This window comes from Larsenimonas rhizosphaerae (assembly GCF_026240105.1).
In the GTDB taxonomy this organism is placed as follows: Bacteria; Pseudomonadota; Gammaproteobacteria; order Pseudomonadales; family Halomonadaceae; genus Larsenimonas; species Larsenimonas rhizosphaerae.
Map to the genome: position 1 here is coordinate 45,533 of NZ_JAPIVE010000003.1, position 24,330 is coordinate 69,862.

21 protein-coding genes and 7 tRNA genes are annotated in these 24,330 nt (G+C 58.1%); 7 read left to right on the forward strand and 21 right to left on the reverse strand.

The window, feature by feature from the left end:
- Positions 1–8 precede the first annotated feature (8 nt).
- The 5 genes from OQ287_RS10245 to OQ287_RS10265 all read right to left on the reverse strand — a co-directional run bounded on the left by OQ287_RS10245 (position 9) and on the right by OQ287_RS10265 (position 7,324).
- Positions 9–1,571, reverse strand: coding sequence for a BCCT family transporter (locus tag OQ287_RS10245; RefSeq protein WP_250939449.1), 1,563 nt, complete (start codon positions 1,569–1,571; stop codon positions 9–11).
- A 69-nt stretch (positions 1,572–1,640) separates the two neighbouring features.
- Complete coding sequence (locus OQ287_RS10250; RefSeq protein WP_407658247.1) at positions 1,641–2,486, reverse strand: enoyl-CoA hydratase-related protein; 846 nt, start codon at positions 2,484–2,486, stop codon at positions 1,641–1,643.
- 174 nt (positions 2,487–2,660) lie between these two features.
- Positions 2,661–4,034, reverse strand: a complete 1,374-nt coding sequence (locus OQ287_RS10255) for a CaiB/BaiF CoA transferase family protein (protein WP_265896371.1) — start codon at positions 4,032–4,034, stop codon at positions 2,661–2,663.
- Positions 4,035–4,061: 27 nt separating this feature from the next.
- Complete coding sequence (locus OQ287_RS10260) at positions 4,062–5,726, reverse strand: GMC family oxidoreductase (protein WP_265896372.1); 1,665 nt, start codon at positions 5,724–5,726, stop codon at positions 4,062–4,064.
- 86 nt (positions 5,727–5,812) lie between these two features.
- Positions 5,813–7,324: a CoA-acylating methylmalonate-semialdehyde dehydrogenase gene (locus tag OQ287_RS10265; RefSeq protein ID WP_265896373.1), complete on the reverse strand. Its 1,512-nt coding sequence runs from the start codon at positions 7,322–7,324 to the stop codon at positions 5,813–5,815.
- A 173-nt stretch (positions 7,325–7,497) separates the two neighbouring features.
- Between OQ287_RS10265 and OQ287_RS10270 the strand changes: the two genes are divergently transcribed.
- Positions 7,498–8,403: a LysR family transcriptional regulator gene (locus tag OQ287_RS10270; protein ID WP_250939457.1), complete on the forward strand. Its 906-nt coding sequence runs from the start codon at positions 7,498–7,500 to the stop codon at positions 8,401–8,403.
- Between the two features lie 216 nt (positions 8,404–8,619).
- On the opposite strand, the gene OQ287_RS10275 is transcribed toward OQ287_RS10270, so the two are convergent.
- The 11 genes from OQ287_RS10275 to OQ287_RS10325 form a co-directional block, all read right to left on the reverse strand.
- A tRNA-Ser gene (locus OQ287_RS10275) sits at positions 8,620–8,707 on the reverse strand.
- 85 nt (positions 8,708–8,792) lie between these two features.
- A complete protein-coding gene (locus tag OQ287_RS10280) occupies positions 8,793–9,359 on the reverse strand; it encodes a nitroreductase family protein (RefSeq protein WP_265896374.1) in 567 nt (188 codons plus the stop codon).
- Positions 9,360–9,412: 53 nt separating this feature from the next.
- Positions 9,413–10,246: an NADPH-dependent 7-cyano-7-deazaguanine reductase QueF gene (queF, locus tag OQ287_RS10285; RefSeq protein ID WP_250939461.1), complete on the reverse strand. Its 834-nt coding sequence runs from the start codon at positions 10,244–10,246 to the stop codon at positions 9,413–9,415.
- A 24-nt stretch (positions 10,247–10,270) separates the two neighbouring features.
- The gene (locus OQ287_RS10290; RefSeq protein WP_250939462.1) at positions 10,271–11,044 is read right to left on the reverse strand and encodes an ABC transporter permease; all 774 of its coding nucleotides are present in this window, start codon (positions 11,042–11,044) and stop codon (positions 10,271–10,273) included.
- The gene (locus OQ287_RS10295; protein ID WP_250939464.1) at positions 11,044–11,988 is read right to left on the reverse strand and encodes an ABC transporter ATP-binding protein; all 945 of its coding nucleotides are present in this window, start codon (positions 11,986–11,988) and stop codon (positions 11,044–11,046) included. Before OQ287_RS10295 ends, OQ287_RS10290 begins: the two co-directional genes overlap by 1 nt.
- Before the next feature lie 262 nt (positions 11,989–12,250).
- A tRNA-Gly gene (locus OQ287_RS10300) sits at positions 12,251–12,325 on the reverse strand.
- 20 nt (positions 12,326–12,345) lie between these two features.
- Positions 12,346–12,421: transfer RNA gene (locus tag OQ287_RS10305), tRNA-Glu, on the reverse strand.
- A gap of 5 nt (positions 12,422–12,426) precedes the next feature.
- Positions 12,427–12,501: transfer RNA gene (locus tag OQ287_RS10310), tRNA-Gly, on the reverse strand.
- Positions 12,502–12,522: 21 nt separating this feature from the next.
- Positions 12,523–12,598, reverse strand: a tRNA-Glu gene (locus OQ287_RS10315).
- A 5-nt stretch (positions 12,599–12,603) separates the two neighbouring features.
- A tRNA-Gly gene (locus tag OQ287_RS10320) sits at positions 12,604–12,678 on the reverse strand.
- Positions 12,679–12,702: 24 nt separating this feature from the next.
- A tRNA-Glu gene (locus OQ287_RS10325) sits at positions 12,703–12,778 on the reverse strand.
- 174 nt (positions 12,779–12,952) lie between these two features.
- On the opposite strand from OQ287_RS10325, the gene msrB reads away from it, so the two are divergent.
- From msrB to htpX, 4 genes are all read left to right on the forward strand, one after another.
- The gene (gene msrB, locus OQ287_RS10330) at positions 12,953–13,351 is read left to right on the forward strand and encodes a peptide-methionine (R)-S-oxide reductase MsrB (protein ID WP_250939466.1); all 399 of its coding nucleotides are present in this window, start codon (positions 12,953–12,955) and stop codon (positions 13,349–13,351) included.
- Between the two features lie 113 nt (positions 13,352–13,464).
- Entirely contained in the window at positions 13,465–14,376 is a 912-nt protein-coding gene (gene ylqF / locus OQ287_RS10335; protein ID WP_265896375.1) for a ribosome biogenesis GTPase YlqF, read from the forward strand.
- Positions 14,377–14,461: 85 nt separating this feature from the next.
- Positions 14,462–15,676 carry a pyridoxal phosphate-dependent aminotransferase gene (locus OQ287_RS10340; RefSeq protein WP_265896376.1) on the forward strand — a complete coding sequence of 405 codons (1,215 nt, stop codon included), beginning with the start codon at positions 14,462–14,464 and terminating at the stop codon, positions 15,674–15,676.
- A 135-nt stretch (positions 15,677–15,811) separates the two neighbouring features.
- The gene (gene htpX / locus OQ287_RS10345) at positions 15,812–16,714 is read left to right on the forward strand and encodes a protease HtpX (RefSeq protein ID WP_250939472.1); all 903 of its coding nucleotides are present in this window, start codon (positions 15,812–15,814) and stop codon (positions 16,712–16,714) included.
- A gap of 62 nt (positions 16,715–16,776) precedes the next feature.
- Here htpX and pdxB read toward each other — a convergent pair whose 3' ends face one another.
- Positions 16,777–17,922 carry a 4-phosphoerythronate dehydrogenase PdxB gene (gene pdxB / locus OQ287_RS10350; RefSeq protein ID WP_265896377.1) on the reverse strand — a complete coding sequence of 382 codons (1,146 nt, stop codon included), beginning with the start codon at positions 17,920–17,922 and terminating at the stop codon, positions 16,777–16,779.
- Between the two features lie 149 nt (positions 17,923–18,071).
- Here pdxB and OQ287_RS10355 point away from each other — a divergent pair, with 149 nt between their 5' ends.
- A complete protein-coding gene (locus OQ287_RS10355; RefSeq protein ID WP_250939477.1) occupies positions 18,072–18,350 on the forward strand; it encodes a hypothetical protein in 279 nt (92 codons plus the stop codon).
- Here OQ287_RS10355 and rlmKL read toward each other — a convergent pair.
- Positions 18,344–20,539 (reverse strand): bifunctional 23S rRNA (guanine(2069)-N(7))-methyltransferase RlmK/23S rRNA (guanine(2445)-N(2))-methyltransferase RlmL, encoded by a 2,196-nt coding sequence (gene rlmKL, locus OQ287_RS10360; protein WP_265896378.1) that lies wholly within the window; start codon positions 20,537–20,539, stop codon positions 18,344–18,346. The two genes, OQ287_RS10355 and rlmKL, sit on opposite strands and share 7 nt — an antisense overlap.
- 214 nt (positions 20,540–20,753) lie before the next feature.
- Between rlmKL and rmf the strand changes: the two genes are divergently transcribed.
- Positions 20,754–20,960: a ribosome modulation factor gene (gene rmf / locus OQ287_RS10365; protein WP_250939481.1), complete on the forward strand. Its 207-nt coding sequence runs from the start codon at positions 20,754–20,756 to the stop codon at positions 20,958–20,960.
- An 87-nt stretch (positions 20,961–21,047) separates the two neighbouring features.
- Here the strand turns inward: rmf and OQ287_RS10370 are convergent, their stop codons facing one another.
- The 3 genes from OQ287_RS10370 to OQ287_RS10380 form a co-directional block, all read right to left on the reverse strand.
- On the reverse strand, positions 21,048–22,067 hold the full coding sequence (locus OQ287_RS10370) for a quinone-dependent dihydroorotate dehydrogenase (protein ID WP_250939598.1): 1,020 nt from the start codon (positions 22,065–22,067) through the stop codon (positions 21,048–21,050).
- A gap of 93 nt (positions 22,068–22,160) precedes the next feature.
- The gene (locus OQ287_RS10375; protein ID WP_265896379.1) at positions 22,161–23,204 is read right to left on the reverse strand and encodes a hypothetical protein; all 1,044 of its coding nucleotides are present in this window, start codon (positions 23,202–23,204) and stop codon (positions 22,161–22,163) included.
- 108 nt (positions 23,205–23,312) lie between these two features.
- On the reverse strand, positions 23,313–24,152 hold the full coding sequence (locus tag OQ287_RS10380; RefSeq protein ID WP_265896380.1) for an MOSC domain-containing protein: 840 nt from the start codon (positions 24,150–24,152) through the stop codon (positions 23,313–23,315).
- Positions 24,153–24,330: the final 178 nt, after the last annotated feature.

Consider the following 24,330-nt stretch of genomic DNA (forward strand, 5'->3'; position numbering starts at 1 on the left):
AGGATCAATTACTTGCGTTGATCGTCAATGACCAGATGAGGCTCCAGAACCTTCTTGGCGAAGTCCTGACGCAACCAGCGGATAAGCGACCAGGTCAGAATACCCAGCACCGGGATCATGGGCAGGGCCACCACGATGGTTGACGTCTGGACGGCCTTGAGACCACCCAGCTGAATCAGGGCTACCCCGACCCCCGCAATCAGGAAGGCCCAGGTCAGGCGAATGGAGCGCCTGGGCTCCTGATAGCCGGACAGTTTACGAGACGTAACCGACGCCAGAACGTAGGCAGAGCTGTCCAGGGTAGTTGCCAGGAAGATGAAACAAAGCAGGATGAATAGCCCCGTGACCACCTGCGAGAAGGGCAGCGTATTGAGAATGGCCTCTACGGCTGCCGGTATACCGCCTTCATCGAGGATGCCTGCCACATTCAGGGCCCCACTGATCTGCAGTTCGAGCGCATAACCGCCCCAGATGGCGAAGAAGACCCAGCAACCCAGTGCACCGAATACCATTTCCGCAATGATGAGCTCACGTATGGTACGTCCTCGAGAGATACGAGCCACAAACAGACCCATCATGGGTGCGTAGGCAATCCACCAGGCCCAATAAAAGACCGTCCAGTCCTTCCAGAAGGTTGAACCACCAACCGGATCGGTCCAGAGGCTCATTTCCACGAAGTGAGAGGTCATCTTGCCAAGACTGTTCACCCACCCTTCAATCATGAACAGCGAATCCCCGACGATGAAGGTGAATGCGAGCAGAAAGATGGCCAGCCAGACATTGATATCGGACAGGATACGAATGCCCTTCGCCAGCCCGAACCAGACACTGGCAGAGAAAATGGCGGTCCAGACCAGCAACACGCCGACATCGAGCATGAATGACGGTTCGACACCAAACAGCCCGCTGACCAGTCGAGACACCAGCGGTACCGCAAGACCCAGTGACGTACCTACACCACCGACGATACCGAACACGACAACTGCATCAAGAATCGATCCGATCCATCCATCGGAATGACGACCCAGAACGCCTCGGGAGGCCACGGACAGCCGGACGCCGGGGCGATTGTGGACATACATCGAATAGGCAATGGGAATGGCAGGCAGGCAATAAAATGCCCAGGGCGTGAATCCCCAGTGGAACTGACCGTAGGTAAGGGCCCATTCAGCCGCAGCATTACTTGAGGGCTCTATGTCAAAGGGCGGGCTTGTAAAGTAGTAAATGGGCTCGACCCATGCCCAGTTGACGATCGCAATACCGATGCCACCGGCAAAGATCATCGCCACCCAGCTGAAATACGAAAACTCAGGCGTGTCATCCGGCCCACCCAGACGCACATTGCCATACCGGCTGAACGCCAGCCCGACAAGAAATAGAACGACACTCAGCCCGGCGATCATGTAAAGCCAGCCGAATTTTCCGGTAGCAAATGCGAAGGCCGTATTGACCAGAGCAGTCCCCGATTCCGGGAACATGATCAGCGGGACTACCAGCCCCACAATAACCAGGACAGAGGGTATAAAGACCCTCAAGTCGAGGCTGTCATCCGATGTTGTTGGTGTGCTCATTGGGTAACCCTATTAGTTATTGAACTTTTTCTTTCAGGTTTAAGCGGTGGAAACTACAAGCGCCTTTATCTAGCGATGGCGAAAAACCGGCGCGCGCTTCTTGACGAAAGCGCTCATGCCCTCCTTCTGCCCCTCGGTGGCGAACGCCGCCTGAAACAGCAGACGCTCCTGACGCAACCCTTCGGCAAGGGGCGTCTCGAAGGCCGCATTGACGGCTACCTTGGCCATCTTCACGGCCGGTGCGTTATAGCCGGCAATGGTATGGGCTGCCTCGAGCGCGTGTTGCATCAGCTCCTCTTTCGGTACCACCCGGGCAACCAGACCGATTTCCTTCGCTTCCCGGGCACCGATATTGCGACCGGTCAGTACCAGATCCATCGTCATCGCCTTACCGATCGAACGGGCCAGGCGCTGCGAGCCGCCAATGCCAGGCAAGATGCCCAGCTTGATTTCCGGCTGACCGAACTGAGCGTCATCCGAGGCGATGATCAGGTCACACAACAAGGCGAGCTCACACCCGCCACCAAGCGCAAACCCGCCGACCGCGGCAATGATCGGCTTTGAAATCTGACGCACCTGATCCCAGGGCGACAGAAAGTCATCCATGTAAAAGTCGGTGAAGGGCTTCTCGGCCATCTCCTCGATATCCGCACCGGCCGCGAAGGCTCTCGGACTGCCGGTGATCACGATTGCACCAATATCCGGATCAGCGTCCATATCACGCAGCACGGCAAGTGTTTCCTCGGCCAGTTGCCGATTGAGCGCATTCAGATTCCGTGGACGATTCAGGATGATGAGCCCGACCCGCTCGCGCCGCTCAACGATGATCATCTCCGGGCCGGTATCGGCCTGCGCATCAGAAGAAGGGGACTCGTCGGGTTTCGATTGTGGCTGGCGTTCCGCTGTCTTGTTCATCTTCCAACTCCCGTTTATTCCTGGTAACCCACTGATTTTTTTCAGGCAGCTCCTTGGCTCATGCGCCCATCCGGCAGGGAGCAGACATGCCTGTTTCCATGTGAACGTGCACTGATTCTCCCTGACGCCCTCTTTCACCGACCTGAGGAATCACGCCAGATCAACACAGGCACGCTACTCGGTCGGATCGAGCTGTCGCGCAGCGGATGACGTCTGAGCCGCTGCCCCGGCTACCCCTCCATCTGAACGTCTGGCGCCAGATTCAGGGGATCCCGCGGGATAAAATGTTTGCCATGAGAGATCCACATCAGACGCCTGGAACGCCGCATCACGCTCTTCCGACGCCGTTGGCAGGTGATAGGAACGCTTGCGTGCCATCAGTTCAGCCAGAATGGCTTCTCGATGTTGTCCGAGCCCCGGTGCCCTTGAGGGAACGTGACGGTCGAAATCCTCGCGCCCGGTCATCTTGATGGGATTACCCGCTGTCCTGAAGGGCTTGCCGGCGCTACCCTCAACCTGAACGATCATGTTGCGCGCCTGTAGTTGCGGATGATCGAACAGCTTGTCGATGGTATTGATTGGTGAACAGGGCACCCCCTCCTCGTTGAGCAGATCCACCCAATGCTGCACGGGCTGCTCCAGCAGGATCTTCTCCATTTCAGCGACCAGTTCGGGGCGATTCCGGCATCGCAGGTCGTTACTTAGGAAGCGGGGATCAAGGGCAAGTCTGGCCGCCCCGATGGCATCGGCCATCAGGAGGAACAGGGTATCGTTGCCGGCGGCGATAACGAGCTTGCCATCCTTGGCGTTGAAGCTTTCGAAGGGCGCCAGGGAGGGGTGGCTATCACCGGTCCGGTTCGGGACTTTCCCCTCAACGTCATAGCGAGCCAATGCGGTCTCCATCAATGCTGCCTGGCAATCAAGCATGCCGATATCGATGCGAGTGCCCTGAGCATCCCTGGTTCGGCTATAAAGAGCCGCAACGATACCGACCGCGGCAAAGAGCGCCGCACTCAGATCGCCAAAGCTGGTTCCCACCCGTGAGGGCTCGCCGTCGGGCCATCCTGTCAGGCTCATGATGCCGCCCATGGCCTGCACAACCATGTCGTAACCGGGCAACTCGCTGAAGGGGCCGGTATGACCGAACCCGGAGATCGAAGAATAGATCAGATGTGGGTGCGTCCTGGCGAGACGCTCAGGCCCGTACCCCAGGCGATCCATCACGCCGGGCCGAAAGTTTTCCACCAGTACATCGGACTCGTCCAGCAAACGTTCCAGCAGCTCACGATCGCGAGGCGACTTGATATCCAGAACGATGCTTTCCTTGTTCCGGTTGAAGCAGCTGAAATACGCGCTTTCGCCTTCGACGAACGGTCCGAATTCCCGTGTATCATCACCGGTTCCGATTCTTTCGACCTTGATGACACGGGCTCCGAGATCGGCCAGCACCATGGTGCAATAGGGCCCGGCAAGCACCCGGGAAAAGTCAAGCACGGTAATCCCGTCAAGTGGACCCTTCTTGAGCTCCGTTTGCGCTGAGGTGACCATCGGTGTTCTCCCCAATTCCTGTAGAATTTAGTGTGACGCCAGAATCCAGCCTGCTGCCTTCTCGGCGATCATCAACGTCGGCGAGTTGGTGTTACCGCTGGTGATGGTCGGCATGATGCTGGCATCTACCACACGCAGGCCGGAGACGCCCCTGACTCGAAGGTGAGAATCCACCACCGCCATGGGATCATCGTCACGCCCCATTTTGGCAGTACCTACCGGATGGAAGATGGTGGTACCGATGTCCCCGGCCAGCCGGGTAAGATCATCATCGCTTTGATACTGAACCCCTGGCTTGAACTCCTCGGGTTCATATTTGGCGAAGGCCGGCTGAGAGGCGATGTGGCGCGTGACGCGCAGCGAGTCGGCAGCCACCTGGCGATCCTCGGGCGTGCTCAGGTAATTGGGAGAGATGGCTGGTGGCTGACGAGGGTCGCGGCTCTTGATACGTACCGTGCCCCGGCTGGTCGGGTTGAGGTTGCACACACTCGCCGTGATGGCCGGGAAATCATGCAAGGGCTGTCCGAAGGCCTCGAGACTCAGCGGCTGAACGTGATATTCGAGATTGGGTTGCTCGTAGTCCTTTGAACTTCGAGTAAAGATACATAGCTGAGACGGTGCCATACTCATCGGCCCGGAGCGTTTCAACGCGTATTCCAGCCCGATTTTTGCCTTGCCCATCAGCGAGTTGGCCATGGTGTTGAGTGTCTTGGCGCCCTTGACCTTGTAGATCGAACGAATCTGCAGGTGGTCCTGCAGGTTTTCGCCCACGCCGGGCAAATCCGATACCACAGAAATATCGTGCTCAGCGAGCAGCGATGCTGGTCCAATGCCGGAGACCTGCAGCAGTTGTGGCGACCCAATGGCACCGGCGGAGAGCACTACCTCACGGCGGGCCGTTACCACGACCTCCTTCCCGTCACGCTCGACCGTGGCACCAGAACAGCGGGGCTCCCCTCCCTCGCCCGATTCAAAATCGAGCTTGAGCACCTGGGTCGAGTGCCAGACCGTCAGATTATTGCGCTGCGTAACCCCCCGCAGGAATGCCTTGGAGGCATTCCACCGCCAGCCAGAGCGCTGATTGACTTCAAAAGCGTCCACCCCTTCGTTATCACCGCGATTGAAATCGCGGGTACGGGGAACGCCAGCCTCTACCGCGGCAGTGGCGAAGTCCGCCAGCACCTGCCACTTCAGGCGTTGCCTCTCGATGCGCCACTCACCACCATGACCATGGAATTTATGGTGATCGGCATCGGCATCACCCCCGTCATCCAGACGATAATGATCTTCGTGCTTCATGAAGTCCGGCAGGCAGTTGTCCCAGCGCCATGCATCATCACCGGTCATCTCGGCCCAGCCATTATAGTCCCGGGCCTGACCACGCAGATAAAGCATGCCATTGATGCTGGAACAGCCACCGAGGATCTTGCCCCGCGGGTAGATCAGCGAGCGGCCATTCAGGCCGGGATCGGGCTCGGTACGGAATCGCCAGTCGGTCCGCGGGTTATTGATGCAGTACAGGTAACCCACCGGAATGTGAATCCAGTGATAATTGTCACGACCGCCAGCCTCGATCAGCAGCACCCGATTCACCGGGTTCGCACTGAGTCGATTGGCGAGCAGGCAGCCGGCGGTACCGGCGCCCACCACGATATAATCGAAGGCATGAGTAGTGTTGGTCTGATCAGCCATGGCGTGCTCTCGCGGAGTATGCCGGCGCGCCTGCCCCAAAGGCGTTCGTCGCAGCCGGCATATCCGTCAGTCAGTGGAAGGAGGAATTATTTGGCCGTTGGCATGGCGAACTCGGCGCCCGCATCAATGGAATCCGACCAGCGCTGCATGATCGACTTCTGCTTGGTGTAGAAACGCACCCCTTCTTCGCCATAGGCATGGGTATCGCCGAACATCGAACGCTTCCAGCCACCGAAGCCGTGCCAGGCCATGGGAACCGGGATCGGCACGTTGATACCCACCATGCCGACCTGAATACGCCGACCGAATTCGCGAGCCACGCTGCCGCTCTCGGTAAAGCAGCTGACGCCGTTACCGAACTCATGATCGTTGATCAGCTGAATGGCGGTGGCCACGTCCGGCACACGCACACAGGCCAGTACCGGCCCGAAGATCTCTTCCTGGTAAATGGTCATCTCGGGCGTCACATGATCGAACAGGGTACCGCCCATCCAGAAGCCCTCGGTGCACCCCTCGCCGGTAGTGGCCGTATCAAAATCGCGACCATCGACGATCATCTCGGCGCCTTCGGCCACACCCTTCTCGATGTAACCGGTAATGCGCTGATGCGCCTGAGCAGTAACGATGGGGCCCATCTCGGCATCAAGTTCCAGGCCATTCTTGACCTTCAGATCACGCGCCCGCTCAGCCAGCCGCGGCACGATCTTGTCGGCCACGTCGCCAACCAGCACCGCTACGCTGATCGCCATGCAGCGCTCGCCAGCGGAGCCATAAGCGGCACCAATCAAGGCGTCGACGGCCTTGTCCAGGTTGGCATCCGGCATCACGACCATGTGGTTCTTGGCGCCACCCAATGCCTGGACGCGCTTGCCATTGCGCGCGCCGCGTTCGTAGATTGAATTGGCGATGGGCGTGGAACCGACGAAAGACAACGCCATGACGTCAGGATGATCGATCAACGCTTCCACTGAATCCTTGTCGCCCTGGACTACGTTGAAGACGCCATCCGGCAAACCGGCCTGCTTGAGCAGATCAGCGATCATCAGCGATGCGCTGGGATCCAGCGGGCTCGGCTTGAGTACAAAGCTGTTGCCGGCAGCGATTGCGACCGGAACCATCCACATGGGCACCATCACCGGGAAATTGAACGGCGTAATACCTGCAACGACGCCCAGAGGCTGACGAGTTGTCCAGTTATCGATCCCTCGGCTGACCTGCTCGGTGTAGTCACCCTTGAGCAATTGCGGAATACCACAGGAGAACTCGACGATATCAATGCCACGCGCCACTTCACCCTGGGCATCGGTAAACACCTTGCCATGCTCACGGGTGATGGCCTCTGCCAGCTCGTCCTTGTGTGTATTCAGCAGCTCGAGAAACTTGAACATCACTCGCGCCCGGCGAATCGCCGGCGTATCGGCCCAGGAAGGAAAGGCAGCCTTGGCAGCGGCCACGGCACTGTCCACGTCCGCGTCGGAGGCCAGGGCCACCCGACCGGTCACCTGGCCTGTAGCCGGGTTGGTGACGTCCTGATACCGATCGGATTCGCCTTTAGTCTTATAGCCATTGATATAATGCTCGATGCTCTCGGTCGTCATGTCTGCCTCTCGCTTCATGTTGCACTGCACACTGAATCGCCCGTGCTGCCGGGCCTGGTAGCCAACAACCTAACTCAAGGCCGTGTGGAATCAATTGAGAAAGCCAAAAACACGATATAATATTTACTAATATCCTGTCGGTTGCCGCCGTCATCATTCCAGAGGAGATAGCCATGCATGATCTGAAGGCACTGCGCGCGTTTGTGGCCGTGGCCCACCAGGGCAGCGTGTCTCGGGCTGCCGAAGCGCTGCACCTGACTCAACCGGCGGTCAGCCTCAAACTCAAGCAGTTGCAGGAAACCCTGAACCTCACGCTGTTCCAGCGCCATGCCCAGGGCCTCACGCTGACGTCCGACGGCCACGCCCTGCTGCCCTCTGCGGAAGCAGCGCTGGCGTCACTGCAGGCCTTCAAGATCAGCGCTCAGTCAATGCATCACACGCTACGCGGACGACTGCGCATCGGCACCATCGTCGATCCGGAATTCATTCGTCTGGGTGCCCTGCTGCACCGACTGGTACAGCGAATCCCCCAGGTAGAAACGGAATTGCATCACGGCACCAGCGGTTTTGTGCTCGACTCATTGCTGCGACGCGAACTGGATGTCGGCTTTTATCTGGAATCACCGGGCCAGATGCCGAACACAGGGGAAGGAGCACCGGTGGTGGAGATGATCGAGCTGACGCATTTCGACTACAACGTCATCGCGCCGGCCGGCTGGTCAACACGCCTGACACGAACCGACTGGCCTTCCCTGGCCGCCCTGCCCTGGATCGTGACCCCGCCCCGTTCTGTTCACTACAGACTGCTGACGCAACGAATGCTGGCACACGGCCTCACGCCGAATCGCGTGGCTCAGGTCGATCAGGAACCCTGCATGATTGATCTGGTACGGGCAGGTGTCGGTCTGGCTCTGGCGCGTGATTCCAATGCCCTGCAGGAACGCCAGGAGCGGGGCCTCGTCATTGCCAAGGGGATTAGCCTGCCCTGTGCACTGAGTTTCGTATGGCTCAAGGAGCGGCGCGATGAGCCGGTTATCGCTGCCACACGCGGCGTGCTGGGCGATATCTGGTCATCGTGAGCAATGTCATGACGGGATCAAGCTGGTCAACAGGCCAGTTTTCCATATCAGCACCATTTGACGCATGAAAACAAAGAAGACGGGAAGTTTGGAAAGTGGCTTGCGAGATGCGCAGCCCAAGAGCGCAGCACATTGGAGAGAATTGATAGTGAGGGGAGAAGGATATGTATGGCCAGAAACGAAAAAACCAGCCGTAAAGGCTGGTTTTCAGATTCGTGGCGGAGGGGGAGGGATTCGAACCCTCGAAGCCTTGCGACTTACACACTTTCCAGGCGTGCTCCTTCGACCACTCGGACACCCCTCCGCATTGTTCGCCTGAAGCGACTCGCGTCGTTCAGAACGGCGCACATAATATCGCCCAAACTTTTAAATTGCAAGGATAAATCCTGTCAGCCCGGCCAGCGCTCGACAAAATCCATCGGGTCAGGATCGTCTACCGGCTTGATCGGCCCTGCAGGGTGGCCGATATACAAGAATCCGACGATTACGTCGTGTTCCCGCACGCCCAGACCGCGTCGTACGACAGGATGAGCAGCCAACGGGCCGGTACGCCATATCGCACCCAGCCCCTGGGCATGCGCGGCGTACAGCATGGCATGGGCCGCGCATCCTGCGGAGATGACCTGCTCCTGGTCCGGGATTTTTGGCTGGCCAGGCTGCACACGGGCCACCACGACCACGATCAGCGGCGCGCGGAGCGCCTTGGCACGGGTTCCTTCCAGCCGCCGAGGGGTAGCGTCGGGGGTATCGTGCTGCTCTGCGTCGGCAAACAGATCACCCAGCCGGCCACAGGCGCCCTCTCCCTTGATTTCAATAAAGTGCCAGGGCCGTAACGCGCCGTGATCCGGCGCACGCAGGGCAGCGCGGTACAGGGTACGGCACTGGGATTCGGAAGGCTCCGGCCCTTCCAGGCGGGAAACGGAACGGCGCGCGGACAAAAGCGTCAGGGCATCCATGAAATACTCCGCAGGTTACGCTGGGTTTGTGATTATGCCGAGGCGGTGGCCGATCATTGCCGCATCGTCCGGAGACTTTCCGGAGCAGCCTTGTCGGGCGTGGCTCGCCATGGGCTGATATCAAGGCCACCACGACGCACGTAGCGCGCCATGACCATCAGTGATTCCGGGGCCGCATAGGTCATCAGATCCATGAACAGGCTTTCCACACAGTGCTCGTGAAAATCCTGCTTCTGCCGGTAGGAAATCAGGTAAGCCAGAAGCCCTTCATGATCGATACGCGGCCCACGGTAATCGATGACCACGCTTCCCCAGTCAGGCTGGCCGGTCACCGGGCAGTTTGACTTGAGCAGGTGCGAGTGCAGGGTTTCCTCGACGATATCGCCACGAGTATGCAGAAGCGATGGATCCGGCGTGTAGGTGGCCACGTCAATGTCCAGATCGTCCAGGCACTCACCGGGTAGCGGCGATGGCGCCAGGAGCACATCCTCCACCCCGAACAGGGCAACACTGACCTCGGCCCCTGCGGCGTGGGAAAGGTCACGCATCAGACAGTCGCGCACCTCGACCGAGCTGCCGAAGCGGGTCTGATTGAAGCTGTTGAGATAAAGCTTCCAGGACTTGGACTCGATCAGGCGTGGTGACGCTGCGGGCACATTGAAGCGCGCAATGGCAACTATCGGCTTGCCCCGCGCATTCAGCCAGGACAGTTCAAAGGCCTGCCACTCATCTTCACCGACAAAGGGAAGTACATCCCTGTCGAGCCCCAGCGCTGCGCGATTGAGTATTCGCTCGATGGGAAACAAGAGGGTCGGGTCATACTGCTCGGGGTAGGCCGAGCTTCGTCCCAGCGGGGACGCCGTTACGGCATTCAAGTCGTCGGTCACGTTGAACTACTTCCTGTCATTGAATCAGCTGCGTATGCCCTGGCCGCGCTTGAGCAACCACAGCGCCAGCGCATAGAGCACTACGATAAAGGCCACAATGGCCACCATGGCTCCGCCTGCACTGATATCGGACACACCCAGAATGCCATAACGGAACGTATTCACCATGTACAGAATCGGGTTGATCATCGATACCATCTGCCAGAAGTCGGGGAGCATATGAATCGAATAAAACACCCCTCCCAGATACGTCAGCGGCGTTAAAACGAAAATCGGAACAATGGAAATATCATCGAACTTCTTGGCAAGCAGGGAGTTGATGAATCCACCAATGGAAAACAGGACGGCCGTAAGCACAACCACCAGCACGGTCAGCAACGGATGATGTACCTGCACATCGGTGAAAAACAGGGAAACGGCGGTTACGATTGCACCAACGGCCAGCCCACGGGCCACACCACCAATGACAAACCCAAGCAGGATAATCCAGTCCGGCATGGGTGATACCACCATTTCCTCGACGCTGCGCTGAAACTTGTTCGAGAAAAACGAAGAGGCCACGTTGGAATAGCTGTTGGTGATCACGGACATCATGATCAGACCCGGCACGATATAATCGATATAGGGCACACCGTCCATCTCGCCGACGCGCTGACCGATCAGATTGCCAAAGATAATGAAGTACATGGTCATCGTGATCGACGGCGGCAGCAGGGTCTGCGGCCAGATACGCATGAACCGACGGACTTCCTTGGTCACGATGGTCCAGAGTGCGATAAGCAGCTGACGTTGACTCATCAGCGGATTCCTCCCGTTTCAGCCTGTTGATCGTGCACCAGGCTTACAAACAATTCTTCCAGCCGGTTGGCCCGGTTACGCATTGACACCACATCGATGCCTTCACGGCTCAATACAGTGAACACATCATTGAGCCTCTGACCCTTCTTGACCGACAGCATCAGCTGGGCATCATCCACACGTGTCAGCTCGATGCCCTCCACCCTGGGCACGGTGGTAATCGGGCTGGCCACATCCAGAATGAATGTTTCGGTATCCAGCTCGGTCAGCAGGGCACGCATGCTGGTGTTCTTCACGATCTGGCCATGATTGATGATGGCAATGTTGCGGCACAGGCTTTCAGCTTCTTCCAGATAGTGCGTCGTCAGGATGATGGTCGTCCCCTCCTCCTGATTGATACGACGCATGTATTCCCACATGCTGCGGCGCAGCTCGATATCCACCCCGGCCGTGGGTTCATCCAGAATCAGCAGTCGCGGCCGGTGAATCAGGGCGCGAGCAATCATCAGTCGGCGCTTCATGCCTCCGGAAAGCATCCGGGCACCGTCATCGCGCTTGTCCCACAGCCCCAGATCCTCCAGTAACTGACGTGCCCGCGGCCTGGCTTCCTTCATGGGAATGCCATAATACCCGGCCTGGGTCAGCACGATATCGTAGACCTTCTCGAACTGATTGAAGTTGAACTCCTGAGGCACTACACCCAGGTGATATTTGGCCAGCGAGAAGTTGGTATCGATATCGGTACCGAACACCTTGACCTGACCGGCCGTCTTGTTGACCAGCGAGCAGACAATGCCGAGTGTGGTTGACTTGCCGGCCCCGTTCGGACCAAGCAGTGCAAAGAAGTCCCCTTCGGGAACATCAAGATCGATGCCTTTCAAGGCATGAAACTGATTGCCGTAGACCTTGGACAGGCCACGTATGGAGAGTGCCGGTTCTGGCATAACACATCCTGTAATTCAGACGGGCAAACGAAAGATACTTCAGGGCGCAACAGGCCCGGTCACGTGCAGGGTAGCCGCAAAAGCCCGTCACCGTATCCGGCACGGGGATTTCATGACACTGAGCATGACATTCAGGATGACAAGGATAGCACGCAAACCAAATGAAGGCGGAGTTCCCCTGAAAGGCACAACGGCATCGTGCCGTGTCATAGAGAGACAAACGCAGATATCAAGACAGGAAATAATAAACAAGACGGTGCACTGGAGCGGGAAAGGAGATTCGAACTCCCGACCCTCGCCTTGGCAAGGCGATGCTCTACCACTGAGCTATTCCCGCATGCACAACAACTGCAGAAGTGGCGTCCCATAGGGGGTTCGAACCCCTGTTACCGCCGTGAAAGGGCGGTGTCCTGGACCACTAGACGAATGGGACACATTTGGAGCGGGAAAGGAGATTCGAACTCCCGACCCTCGCCTTGGCAAGGCGATGCTCTACCACTGAGCTATTCCCGCTTTATATGGCATGGATCAAAGTGGCGTCCCATAGGGGGTTCGAACCCCTGTTACCGCCGTGAAAGGGCGGTGTCCTGGACCACTAGACGAATGGGACGCAATTGGAGCGGGAAAGGAGATTCGAACTCCCGACCCTCGCCTTGGCAAGGCGATGCTCTACCACTGAGCTATTCCCGCAGATCCAAACTCTTCAAGACAAAATGGCGTCCCATAGGGGGTTCGAACCCCTGTTACCGCCGTGAAAGGGCGGTGTCCTGGACCACTAGACGAATGGGACGCTGCTCTCGTCTTAACGAGTGGCGCGCATATTACAAAGGTCGCCCAAAAGAGTCAACCCTTTCATCGCGTTAAGATGCAATTTACAGCGGCTGCCCATATCGTCTGCTTCTGACAGCTTCTACACTGAATCATGAGCCCCTCGCAGGCACTGTCATTACTCAAGGAGATTAATGTGAGCAAGATCACCAAAACCGATGCAGAATGGCGTGAACAACTGACCCCGGAACAGTACCGTGTGACCCGTGAACAGGGCACCGAGCGGCCATTCACCGGTGATTACCAGGTCAGTGAAGGCCAGGGCATCTACCACTGCATCTGTTGTGGGGCACCGCTGTTTGAAAACGAGCACAAGTTCGAGGCGCACTGCGGCTGGCCCAGCTTTGACCGCCCTCTTGCCGAGGCGTCAGTGGAAGAACATACCGACACTTCACATGGCATGCGCCGGATAGAAGTGACCTGCAAGCGCTGTGATGCCCACCTGGGCCATGTCTTTCCGGATGGCCCGAGCGACACCACCGGCCAGCGCTACTGCATCAACTCCGTCTCACTGGACTACCATCCCAACGAGTGATCTGTACGGGCCTGCCTGACATTGGGCAGGCCCGACTGCAAATAGTGGCTTGGTCCCCCGCCTGGTTTGATATCATGCCGTCAGACACATGATTGATGCACGAGGATGTAGTTATGCTTGGCTGGTTCCCAGGACACATGAACAAGGCACGCCGCCAGATCAAGGAGGCGCTGCCTGAAATTGACGTCGTCATCGAGGTGCTGGATGCCCGCCTGCCCTACTCCAGCGCCAATCCGATGCTCGCTGAGCTCAATCATCACAAGCCGGTACTGAAAATACTGTCTCGCGCAGACCTGGCCGATCCGGAACGTACTCGTCAATGGGCCGATTACTTCAACAGCCAGCCCGATACCCGCGCCCTCGCCGTCACGACCACCCAGTCGCGCGAACTCAAGCCCATCGCTGCCCTGTGCCATGAACTGGCCGGCCATATTCGGGCAGATCGGGACGTACGCGTCATGGTCATGGGCATTCCCAATGTCGGTAAATCCACCCTGATCAACGGACTGGCCGGCAAGAAAATTGCCAAGGTTGGTAATGAGCCTGCAGTCACCAAACGGCAACAGCGTATTCGCATCGGCCACGGCATCGCCCTGACCGACACACCCGGCGTGCTCTGGCCCAAGATCGAAGACCAGGCCAGCGCTTTTCGACTGGCCGCCAGCGGCGCCATTCGCGACACCGCTCTGGATTACGTGGAAGTGGCAACGGTCGCCGCAAGCGAGCTGCTGGCGCGCTATCCGGAGGCCCTCAGGTCTCGCTACGGGCTGAGCGAAGGAGACATGGCAACCGGCGATACGGCACTGGCTGCCATCGCCCGAAAGCGTGGCGGGCTCAGGAGCGGTGGCGAGCTTGACCTCCATCGCGGCGGCGAGGTGCTGCTGCATGAACTGCGCCAGGGCACTCTGGGCCGGTTGACGCTCGAAGGGCCGGAAGATATCCGGCTGGTTGAAGAGCTTCGAGCCGAACGTGAAGCGCGAAAGGCCGCAGAGCAGCAGGGAGCGCCACCGGCGTCCGGTGAGTGACCCCCTCTTGTGTACATCACTGATCGCGGTATGCTGCTGTATCGCGTGTAGCGCCCTTTAAGCCATCAACCTGTGAATGCCACCCATGCCAAACCCGATTCGCAAGTCTCATAAGCTCGACAACGTCTGCTATGACATTCGGGGGCCCGTACTTGAACACGCCAAACGGCTAGAGGACGAAGGTCACCGCATCCTGAAACTCAATATCGGTAACCCGGCGCCGTTCGGCTTCGAAGCACCGGAAGAAATACTTCAGGACGTGATGCGCAACCTGCCGACCGCACAGGGCTACAGCGATTCAAAGGGGCTTTATTCGGCGCGCAAGGCCGTCATGCAGGAATGTCAGCGTAAAAACATCAAGGGCGTCGGGGTCGAGGACATCTTCATCGGCAACGGGGTTTCGGAGCTGATCACGATCTCGCTGCAGGCACTGCTCGATGACGGCGACGAAGTGCTGGTGCCCATGCCGGACTACCCGCTGTGGACCGCCGCTACCAATATGGCAAGCGGCCATGCCGTGCACTACGCCTGCCGGGAAGAAAACGACTGGGAACCCGATATCGAGGATATTCGCGCTAAAATCACCGCGCGCACCAAGGCCCTTGTCGTGATCAACCCCAATAATCCGACCGGCGCAGTCTATAGCGACAACGTGCTCAAGAAGATTCTGGCGATCGCCCGTGAGTTTGGCCTGATCGTGTTTTCCGACGAGATCTACGACAAGATTCTTTACGATGGCACCGAACACACCTCCACGGCCGCGCTGGCCGATGACGTGTTCGTGATCACCATGAACGGACTTTCCAAGAGCTATCGTTGTGCCGGCTTTCGCTCCGCCTGGATGATTCTTTCCGGCGAGCGGCGTCATGCAGAGGATTTCATTGAAGGCCTCAACATGCTGGCCTCGATGCGCCTGTGCGCCAACGTACCGGCTCAAAACGCCATCCAGACCGCACTGGGGGGCTATCAGTCGATCAATGATCTGGTGCTGCCCGGCGGGCGACTGCTCGCTCAACGTGATATGGCATGGGAAAAGCTGACTGCCATTCCAGGCGTTACCTGCGTCAAGCCCAAGGGGGCACTCTACATGTTCCCGAGGCTCGACCCCGAGGTCTACGCGATAGAAGACGATCAGAAACTGGTGCTCGACCTGCTGCTCGAAGAAAAAATGCTTCTGGTACAGGGCACTGCCTTCAACTGGCCTTCACCGGATCACCTTCGGATCGTGACCCTGCCCTGGGTGGATCAGCTTGAGGAAGCCATCGACCGGCTGGGACGCTTCCTTGCTCGCCGGCGCTGAGCCACACTAAGCCGAGGCTTAACAGCCTCTTGAAACCTTTTGTGTCGCACCGTATCTAATAGACCATTGGATAAGGTGCGCCCTGTTGCATCACGCCTCTGTCCTGATTATTCGATAACCAAGGAGCCCCTCACCATGATGAGGATCTTGCTGTTTCTGGGTACCAACCTGGCCGTCGTTCTGGTCGCCAGTGTAACCCTGCAACTGCTGGGGGTTGGCAGCTACCTTCAAGGCAGCGGCATCAACATGACCAGCCTTTTGATTTTCTGCTTCGTTTTCGGGATGGCCGGATCTCTGGTATCGCTGTTCATGTCCAAGAAAATGGCCAAAATGAGCACGCGGGCCCATATCATTACCCAGCCACGCAATGCCACCGAGCAATGGCTGGTCGAGACCGTGACCGAGCTTGCGGCCAGCGCCGGCATCAAAACGCCGGAGGTTGGTATATTTCCCGCACAGCAATCCAACGCCTTTGCCACCGGCTGGAACAAAAACGATGCCCTCGTCTGCGTGTCCGAAGGGCTTTTGAACAACATGCGCCAGGAAGAGGTACGTGCGGTCATCGGCCACGAAATCGGTCACGTTGCCAACGGCGATATGGTTACCCTTTCTCTCATTCAGGGGGTATTGAACACCTTTGTCATGTTCTTTGCCCGTATTGCAGCGCAAGTGATCGACAGCTTCCTGCGCCGTGATGATGAAGGAGGCGGTCTGGGCTTTTTCGGCTATATGGCCGTCGTTTTCGTACTGGAAATTGTCTTCGGCATTGCTGCTTCGATCATTGTGGCCTGGTTCTCACGCTGGCGTGAATATCGTGCCGATGCTGCCGGTGCCCGGCTGGCTGGTTCAGGTGCCATGATCAACGCCCTGTCACGTCTCAAGCGTGAACACGAGGTGCCCGACCAGATGCCTGAAAGCCTGACCGCATTCGCCATTACCACGGGGCAAACCCGCAAGCTCATGGAGCAGCTGTTCGCCAGCCATCCCCCGCTGGACCAGCGCATCAAGGCGTTGAAGGAAGCAGCGTACCGTCAGTAGGCGTTTCCATTCAGCCATTTCCTTTCATTGAAACGCCCCTTTCGGGGCGTTTTTTCATGAAGTCATCCGTTGGTCCGGGCGTGACACACAAAGCCAAGAGCCTCAATGGCAGACCGCCAGCCGGCAGGCGCTGTCACATTGACCGAAGAAAACTCGCGACGTGCCGGATATTCGCGCCGATAGCGGTCAAATCCGGCTGAAATGCCATATTGCTGCCAGTAGCGCGACACAAGGTCCATATCGCGTCGCACATCGTAATGGCACAAAACCAGTGCTTCCCATAACTGTTGCTGACCCTCTACTGCATCAAGCGTGATTCCCGACACAACAGGGGCCGATATCACATCACTCCAGCGACGAGACGGCACGTTCCCTGCCGCATGACACCAGGCCTCATACAGCATGGCGGTACCTCGCAGGCGCCCTTCCTGGCTATACCCGGCAATATGGGGCGTGGCAATGTCTACAAGGCGCGCGAGTTCAGGATCAATGTCAGGCTCCTGTTCCCAGACATCCAGCATTACCACAAGATCGTTGTGAGCCAGCAGGCGCGCCTTCAGGGCCGCCGTGTCGATGCAGTCGCCCCGCCCGGCATTCAAAAGCCAGGTGCCCGGTGCCAGAGATCCGATAAGGTCCTGATCCAGTAAATGATGCGTCGGGTAACGCCCTTCTCTTACCAACGGTGTATGACAGCAGATGACATCTGCCTGCTCGATCAGAGCCGCCAGTGAAATAAAGTCGCCCGCAGATTCACGCTCGGCCCGGGGCGGGTCACAGACCAGACACGTCACCCCCATGGCGCGAAGGCGAGTCACCAGTCGGCTGCCTACCTGACCGGCCCCCATGACTCCGACAGTCCTGTCTGTCAGCGTCTCGCCCGAACGCTGGCAGGCAAGCATCAGACACGACAGAACATAATCCACCACACTCTCCGCATTGCAGCCAGGTGCGCTGGCCACGGGAATGCCGGCCTGCTCCAGCCAGGAAAGATCAAGATGATCCGTTCCGATGGTTGCCGTACCGACAAACCGTACCGGCGTGTCCTGCAGAAGCGCACTGTCAACACGTGTCACGGAACGTACCAGTAATACATCTGCATCCGTCAGTTGCTCACGGCTCAGGCGGCGACCATCAACACGGGTCACTCGTCCGTGATCACCGAAAAATGCCTCTACCTGTGGCATGTTGCGATCTGCCACAATATGCATGATTACACTCCTTGATTGAATGCGGTCATCGTCGCTACGCTGCGGCGCCTGACCTCTTGTCACGGCGCCCGGTACCATTAAAATCCGGGCATTATTACACTGAAAAAAAAGCGGCCTGACCGCACCACCACAGCCAGGGAGTTACCCGGGTGATTATTCGCTGGGAAAGTGAGCACGATTACGTCCTGGTGCACGTGCACCAGGACATGTTCGGTGACTGGATCGTCAGCCGTGCCTGGGGGCAGATCGGCACCCAGTTCGGCGGTTTGAAACACATGCTGGCCGATAGCCGGACCCAGGCCATGATGTGGGTTGACGATATCAATCATATCCAGCTGTCACGCCACTTCCGCAAGGTCCTGGAAACCCAGGACCATACACCGGAAGCGCGCGATGCCATGCGCCAGTTATCGCTGCTGGATCAATGATTCAGCCTATGCCGAATCATGAACACGTGATGAATGTTGGGCCGACGCTTGAAGTCCGGGTCCAGCATGTCATCACCACAGGCAGTGACGGCGAACCGTTCCGCCACGTCCGGATCCAGCTTGAACCGCCGCAGATTATTTGAAAACAGAAGTGTGCCCATTGGCGACAGGCGTTTCATGGCCTTGTCGATCAGGCTGACGTGATCACGCTGAATATCCAGTACGCCGCGCATTTTTTTCGAATTGGAAAAGGTCGGCGGGTCCATGAAAATGAGGTCGTACTCGCCTCTTGCGGTGGCCAGCCAGTCCATGCAATCAGCCCGCTCCAGTGTATGGCGACGCAGATCCAGGCGATTAAGGCGGTAGTTTTCCTCGGCCCACTCCAGATACGTATTGGACATGTCCACGCTGACACTTTCCCGTGCACCGCCAAGGGCAGCATGAACGGTAGCCGTGGCGGTATAACAGAACAGGTTCAATACCCGCTTTCCGGACGCGTGCTCCCCCACCCAGCGCCGGGCCGGACGGTGGTCAAGAAAGACGCCGGTATCGAGAAAATCCCGAAGATTGACCTTGAACCTGGCCTCGCCCTCGGTCACGGTCAGCGCATGGCGGCTGCGGCTCTGGCGTTCGTACTGTGAGGTGCCGCTCTGACGCTGACGGGTCTTGAGATGCACCCGCTCAGGCGACACCTCCATGACCTGCGTCACCGCGGCCACAGCGTCCATCAGTCGACGCTCGGCCTGACGCGGGTCAATGTTCCTGGGTGGTGCGTACTCCTGGATATGTACATCCTGATCATATACATCGACTGCCACCGCAAACTCCGGCATGTCGGCATCGTATAATCGGTAGCAGGTGACACCACTTTTTCCAAGCCACTTCGACAGCTGACGACGGTTCTTGACCAGGCGATTGATCAGCATCTGAGCCTGCTCGCCAAGTACCGGCGCGGCAGCCTGTGCATCTTCCTGCGGTGCTGATGTCTCACCGGCTGGCTTTACCTGTGCCTCTTCGATCGGACAGATCAGTAACTTGCACTCCAGTGCGCCATTACGGAAGTTGTAACGCTTGTGCGCCCTGAGCCCCAGACGATGCCCCAGTTCCGGGTTACCGGTAAAGACAGCAAGCTTCCATCCGACCCCAAGCTGACGCGTTTTGTGGCCCAGCGCTGCATACAGTGGAATCAGTTCCGGGATATCCCCCAGTCGCTCGCCATAGGGTGGGTTTGTCATCACAAGACCCGGCGTTCCTGACGTGGCCTCCGGTGTCCATGCCTCTACCGGCTGAAGCGAAAACTCGACCAGTGAAGATACTCCTGCACGCTTGGCATTGTTTCTCGCTGCATCAATGGCCGCTGCATCGCGATCAAAGCCAAGCAGCTTCAGCGAGGAGTGCTTGATATTACGCCGCGTTTCCGTGCGCGCGTCCGTCACGCACTTCTCCCATAGAGCCTCATCGTGCGCCGCCCAGTTCTCGCAGCCAAAGAATTCACGATACGCGTTGGGTGCAGCCCCTACTGCCATCATGGCCGCCTCGATGACCAGCGTGCCGGACCCGCACAGGGGGTCAATCAATGGAGCCTGGTGCTCGGCCATCGCCGGCCAGCCGGCACGAAACAGCAAGGCAGCCGCCAGGTTCTCCTTGAGTGGCGCCTGCGCCCCATCAAGCCGATAGCCCCGCATATGCAGACTATCACCGGACAAGTCCAGTCCCAGCGTCAGACGTCCACGGTGCAGGTGCGCATAAATTCGACTATCTGCGTGCTTTGGATCGATCTCCGGACGGGTATCAAAGTGGCGCATCCAGCGGTCCACGATACCATCCTTGATGCACTGGGCACCGAACATCGTATGGCGCACCTGATCAGTGCGTCCGTGGAAATCAACCCTCAACCGCTTTCCAGGCAGCAAAATGGTTTCCCAGGGGATCTCTGCACTCGCCTCGGTCAGGCCTTCACCGCCATCGGCCTCAAACTGGCCCAGCACGACGATTACCCGGTTGGCCAGACGTGAGCGCAACAGGATGCCATACACGATTTCAAGCGGTGCACGGACGAAAACACTTGCCGGAGCCTGGCGAACCACCTCGGCACCAAGCTCGCCGAGTTCGACCTCAAGTAGCCCTTCCAGCCCCCATGGACAGGTCACACAATAGTCGTACTGTATCGGAGGGACGTCTGATTTCATCTTGTTAATTCACCGCTGAACAAGGAATTGGAAGAATGAGCATTGATATATGACAAAAAGATGTAAACGATAAACCTGTTATGACAATTTGATGCTCGACACTGGTTCTCATTATCGCTATAGATGGAGGTGGTAGCTACCCGAACATAACGCCGGCTCTACGCGATCGCTTTTTCAAAGCGGTCACTTTCTTCGAGATATAAGAGGTTATCCGATGAAAAGTCAGAAACGAGATCGTCTTCAGCGTGCTTACGTCCAGGGTTACAAGGTAGGTGTTACCGGACGCTCAAAGGATTATTGTCCGACGCAGGAACTGAATTTCCGTGAACAGTGGATGAGCGGCTGGAGAGAGGGCCGAGGCGATCAGTGGTCAGGAATGACCGGCGTGTCCGGCATTCACAAGTCGCCCATGGCGGGCTGATCCGCTGTCTGACACACCGGCAGTAGTGCTGCAGCGCAACTGCCGGTCAGGGCCCGATAATACCACCGGGCCCTGATTGATACTTGATCACATCGGGTGCGCTAGCGCCCGAATACATTCCTCTACCAGTGCCGGACCACGGTAGATAAGCCCTGAATAGAGCTGAATCAGGTCCGCCCCTGCACGCCGCTTTTCAAGGGCATCCGCTGCAGACAATATACCGCCCACACCAATGATCGGCATTTCCGGCAGCCTTTCACGAAAGGCACGGATGATTCGCGTTGAGGCTTCACGTACCGGAGCGCCTGACAACCCGCCCTGTTCATCACCGTGAGCAAGGGATGACACGCTCGACTTGTCGATGGTGGTATTGGTGGCGATCAACCCGTCGATGCGATGACGGTCAAGACAATCAGCGACCAGCTGAACCTCTTCATCACTCATGTCCGGTGCAATCTTGACCACCAGCGGCACCTTTCTTCCCGCCTTGTCATCCAGCCGGTCCGTTTCACCGCGCAGCTCACCCAGCAACTGATCCAGATGATCTCCGAACTGCAGGTTTCGAAGCCCGGGCGTATTGGGCGAGGAAATATTGATGGTGACGTAGTCGGCACTGCCATGCACCGCACGTAACGCATGAAGGTAGTCCAGCGCGGCCTCATCAACAGCCGTGGTCAGGTTCTTGCCGATATTGATGCCGACAATCCCCCGATAGCGACTAGCATCTACCTGCCGCACCAGGTGGTCTACCCCGGCGTTATTGAACCCCATTCGATTGATGATGGCCTGCCGCGCCGGCAAGCGGAACAGGCGCGGCTTCGGATTACCCGGCTGAGGCCTCGGCGTCACCGTACCTACCTCTACAAACCCGAAGCCCAGCGCCCCCAGCCCATCCAGATGATCCGCGTTCTTGTCCAGCCCGGCTGCCAACCCCACCCGATTGGGAAAGCTCAATCCCATCAGGGTGACCGGCTCGGCGACTTCCATGGTCTGGGCAGAACGCTGCCCCAGGCCCAGTCGGTGGGCCTGATCCATGATCGATAGCGTCAGGCCATGGGCCTGTTCGGGGTCTAGACGAAACAGCAGGGGGCGCACCAGCGAATACATGGCAATCAGGCTCTTGATAGCAATCGAAAACGGGACGGAAGTATATGGGCCCTGTCACCCGAGGTCATCAGGCGACAAGGCAAGACAGCACCCTCAGGATGCATCAAGCTGGCGAATACGCAGCGTAAAGCTGTTGGTACCCGAGCGGGCCGAGCCAAATTTCTGCCCCTCGATATGTACCGTATACGTGCCGGGCTCAAGACGCTGCTCAATGTGGAAATCTCCATCGGCACCCTGTCCGGAATTTTCGGCCACGATATTTCCCTGAGCATCCTTGAGCTGCGCCTTGATGCGGTAGGTGCCGCGATAGCCACCAAAAGTGGCGCTTTCAAGCGACACACGCCCGGGCTGTACTACCTCGAATTTCAACACATCGTCATTGGTGCGAATCGGCACCTCCCGCACGATAGTGGTCTGGCTGGCCACCTCGGAGGTGGTCGTCGCACCAGCCCGATTCGGTGCCTCAGCAGTCTGGCGCGGCGCAGCGCCTTCAGGCCCTGCCGGTGCACCGCCGCCTGCCTGGTTCGAAGCGCCGGATGGCTCGGCATGCCCGGCAGAAGTCACTGCTGCCGAGGAGGCTGTCGTTGCAGTAGAAGATGCCGCGCTGCCTGCTTCGGGAGCAAGACGAGTCACCCTGTTACTATCAGCCAGGCCATTTTCCTGCCGGGTAACGGCGTCGGCATTACGGACCCAGATCGTGACACTCTGATTCCCGCCACTGGTGGGCCCACGGCTTTGACCGGTCACGGTCACCGTGTATTCCCCGGGTGTCAGGTGCTTGCGAATATTGAAACCGTTAGAGCGCTCATTGCCCTGATCTTCCGCCAGCACTTGTCCGCTCTGGTCCTTGAGCGAGGCCGAGACACGATAGTCGCCGCTCTCCCCCGGGAAACTCTGGCTGCTGATCAGGTAATCACCTTCCTCCTGGACCTGGAAAGTGTGATCGACCGGGCGATTGCCTAAAAAGATGGTCTGACTGACACCATCGGAAGCCGACGTAATGTAGCTTGAAACATCGTTCTGACTCGCAGCAGCCTCGGCACGCTCAAGTGCAGCGCTTTTGGCCAGCACAGGCTGTGCGGACAACATGGCACAAACACCAGCACCCAGAATCCATGGAAAATAACGTGCGTTCATGTACGTCTCACTATTGTTGTACCCGGCATGCCCCACCAGGGCCCGGATGATATTGAATGATACCTGTCCCGGCTCGATGGCCGGACGTGCTGACTGGCTGTCGCTACCTTACTGGCGTGCGTCATCAAGCTCAATACTGTCACCTACCGCAATCGTGGCCTTGTCACCACGTATCAGTACAGCATTTTCACCAAAATAGGCGCCGGGCGTCGCAACGTGCTTCATGGCGGCCAGGCTTTTCAGCGGCTCCTTTCCAGTCGGCGTCCCCGTCTGCTGGTCAACGGTGGTGACCTTGCAGCGCTGGCACGGCTTGCAAAGCCTTAACTGCCAGCCCGTCGAGGATATCATGGCACAGGCATGCTCCTGCCAGGCGCTCAGATCGGACCCGGCAATCACGATATTGGGCCGAAATCGGTTCATGGGTACCTGCGCCTCTCCCAGCGTCTGGTTCAACGCATCAAGTGATGACTCAAGTGCCACCAGAAACGGAAAACCATCGGCAAATCCGGTCATTACCTCTTCATCGTCCTGCAGCCAGTCAGGATCCACATGGCGCGCATTGTCTTCCGGCACCCGATAAAGGCGCAATGGAAGCCCCTTGTGCGGCCCCAGCTGATGCGTCAGCCATTCACTGGCGGCGTCCCCCTGATCGATACCTTCCAGCGTTTCGGAAAAGACCGTCACCGGCGCCCGTGGCCCGGTCTGATCAATCGGCACCTGAAGCGCCTCACCACTGTCGCCCCTGATGATCAGATGACTGTCGGTGAGCGCGACCTGCAAGCGCGCCATCGCAGGGCATACACGCTGAGTCAGAAAGCGCCCATCATCGGTGGCAACCATCCAGCGCCGATCCATGGCCAGTCCTTCCGGGGTCAGGGTTGCCTCGCTCAGAGCAATCGCGGCCATTGATTTAACCGGATAGATATAAAGACCGGTGACTGATGCCATGCTCAGGGCTCCTTGTTAAGTGTGGAAAACGGGCAGTAGTGACGGCAGTTACAGACCAGGCCGGGCAACCACTCTGCTGATATAACGCTATCACAGATTGCATGCAGGACCTTGATTCGCTTGAATACCGGACATGAAAAAGGCACGCCTTTCGGCGTGCCTTCACGTTACTGCAGGG

What these genes read in the sequence shown, in the direction of transcription:
- rlmKL (WP_265896378.1), bottom strand. Translation starts at nt 20,539, where the DNA reads ATGAAATCAGACGTCCCTCCGATACAGTACGACTATTGTGTGACCTGT.
- htpX (WP_250939472.1), top strand. Translation starts at nt 15,812, where the DNA reads ATGATGAGGATCTTGCTGTTTCTGGGTACCAACCTGGCCGTCGTTCTG.
- OQ287_RS10265 (WP_265896373.1), bottom strand. Translation starts at nt 7,324, where the DNA reads ATGACGACCGAGAGCATCGAGCATTATATCAATGGCTATAAGACTAAA.
- rmf (WP_250939481.1), top strand. Translation starts at nt 20,754, where the DNA reads ATGAAAAGTCAGAAACGAGATCGTCTTCAGCGTGCTTACGTCCAGGGT.
- OQ287_RS10250 (WP_407658247.1), bottom strand. Translation starts at nt 2,486, where the DNA reads ATGAACAAGACAGCGGAACGCCAGCCACAATCGAAACCCGACGAGTCC.
- OQ287_RS10270 (WP_250939457.1), top strand. Translation starts at nt 7,498, where the DNA reads ATGCATGATCTGAAGGCACTGCGCGCGTTTGTGGCCGTGGCCCACCAG.
- OQ287_RS10280 (WP_265896374.1), bottom strand. Translation starts at nt 9,359, where the DNA reads ATGGATGCCCTGACGCTTTTGTCCGCGCGCCGTTCCGTTTCCCGCCTG.
- OQ287_RS10245 (WP_250939449.1), bottom strand. Translation starts at nt 1,571, where the DNA reads ATGAGCACACCAACAACATCGGATGACAGCCTCGACTTGAGGGTCTTT.
- OQ287_RS10255 (WP_265896371.1), bottom strand. Translation starts at nt 4,034, where the DNA reads ATGGTCACCTCAGCGCAAACGGAGCTCAAGAAGGGTCCACTTGACGGG.
- ylqF (WP_265896375.1), top strand. Translation starts at nt 13,465, where the DNA reads ATGCTTGGCTGGTTCCCAGGACACATGAACAAGGCACGCCGCCAGATC.
- OQ287_RS10290 (WP_250939462.1), bottom strand. Translation starts at nt 11,044, where the DNA reads ATGAGTCAACGTCAGCTGCTTATCGCACTCTGGACCATCGTGACCAAG.
- OQ287_RS10375 (WP_265896379.1), bottom strand. Translation starts at nt 23,204, where the DNA reads ATGAACGCACGTTATTTTCCATGGATTCTGGGTGCTGGTGTTTGTGCC.
- OQ287_RS10370 (WP_250939598.1), bottom strand. Translation starts at nt 22,067, where the DNA reads ATGTATTCGCTGGTGCGCCCCCTGCTGTTTCGTCTAGACCCCGAACAG.
- OQ287_RS10260 (WP_265896372.1), bottom strand. Translation starts at nt 5,726, where the DNA reads ATGGCTGATCAGACCAACACTACTCATGCCTTCGATTATATCGTGGTG.
- pdxB (WP_265896377.1), bottom strand. Translation starts at nt 17,922, where the DNA reads ATGCATATTGTGGCAGATCGCAACATGCCACAGGTAGAGGCATTTTTC.
- OQ287_RS10380 (WP_265896380.1), bottom strand. Translation starts at nt 24,152, where the DNA reads ATGGCATCAGTCACCGGTCTTTATATCTATCCGGTTAAATCAATGGCC.
- OQ287_RS10340 (WP_265896376.1), top strand. Translation starts at nt 14,462, where the DNA reads ATGCCAAACCCGATTCGCAAGTCTCATAAGCTCGACAACGTCTGCTAT.
- OQ287_RS10295 (WP_250939464.1), bottom strand. Translation starts at nt 11,988, where the DNA reads ATGCCAGAACCGGCACTCTCCATACGTGGCCTGTCCAAGGTCTACGGC.